The organism is Ruminococcus sp. zg-924 (genome assembly GCF_024433635.1).
Classification (GTDB): Bacteria; Bacillota; Clostridia; order Oscillospirales; family Acutalibacteraceae; genus UBA7067.
The window spans coordinates 1-1,088 of record NZ_WNJZ01000037.1 but is presented as its reverse complement, the minus strand read 5'-3'; the positions used below and the strand labels follow the sequence as shown (position 1 = coordinate 1,088).

Below are 1,088 nucleotides of genomic sequence, written 5' to 3'. Positions count from 1 at the left end.
TGATATGCACCCCAAAAGTTAGACACTTTTGGAGGTGCATATTTTTATGGGTAAAACAGGAAGAAAAAACAAAGTATATAGTGCAGAATTCAAAATAGGTGTTATAATGGATATGCGAGAACACCATTTAGGGTATAGAGAAACTGCACGAAAGTATGAATTAAGACAAAGTGGTAGCGTAGTTGATATGCTTAAACGGTGGGAACGCATATATTTAGAAGAAGGAGCCGAAGGTCTGATGAAAGAAAGACGAGGCAGAGGCTCTGCCAATGGAAAAAGAAGAGGCAGACCACCGAAACTTGATAAAAAGGTAGAAGAGGATTTAATAGCAGAAAATCAGCGTTTACGAATGGAAATAGAATACTTAAAAAAACTGAGTGCCTTAGTTCTTGCGGAAGAGCAAAAGAGCGGGAAAAAGCGAAAATAGTCTCTGAATTAAGGCAAAGATATCCGCTGAATGATTTGCTTAAATTGTCAGGATTAAAAAGAAGTACATTCTATTACTACCTCAAACATCCAAATACAGATAAGTATGAAAAAGAAAAACAAGAGATAATCGAAATATTCAACGCTCACAAAGGTAGATATGGATACCGTAGAATCCTGATGATAATGCGTAGTAAAGGCTACACTATTAACCATAAAACCGTACAAAAGCTAATGAGAACGCTTGGCTTAAAGGGTAAACAGCGCAAAAACGAAAAATACCATTCTTACAAAGGCGAAGTTGGAAAAATAGCAGATAATCTTTTAAAAAGAGATTTCAAAGCTGAGAAGCCTTTTGAAAAACTGACAACAGATGTTACTCAATTCAAGGTAGGAGATGAAAAGGTCTACCTATCTCCTGTTATGGATTTGTTTAACAGAGAAATTGTTTCTTATTCTGTTTCACTAAGTCCTAACTTAGAACAGATTAGAGAAATGTTGAACGGCTTATTTGACAAGCTGCCTGCCGATGCGACACCTGTATTTCATTCAGACCAGGGATGGCAATACCAGCACGCTGAATATCAGCAATTACTCTCTGAGCACAACATTACACAGAGCATGTCACGAAAAGGAAACTGTATGGACAATGGTGCTATGGA

The 1,088-nt window shown here is 37.1% G+C and carries 2 protein-coding genes; both read left to right on the top strand.

All coding sequences use genetic code 11. The features are described 5' to 3' along the window. The first annotated feature begins 46 nt into the window (after window positions 1-46). On the top strand, window positions 47-427 hold the full coding sequence (locus GMA13_RS10520) for a helix-turn-helix domain-containing protein (protein WP_255884526.1): 381 nt from the start codon (window positions 47-49) through the stop codon (window positions 425-427). Next, window positions 361-1,088: IS3 family transposase (locus tag GMA13_RS10515; protein ID WP_255884527.1), on the top strand; the 728-nt coding region annotated here is incomplete at its 3' end. The genes GMA13_RS10520 and GMA13_RS10515, both read left to right, overlap by 67 nt.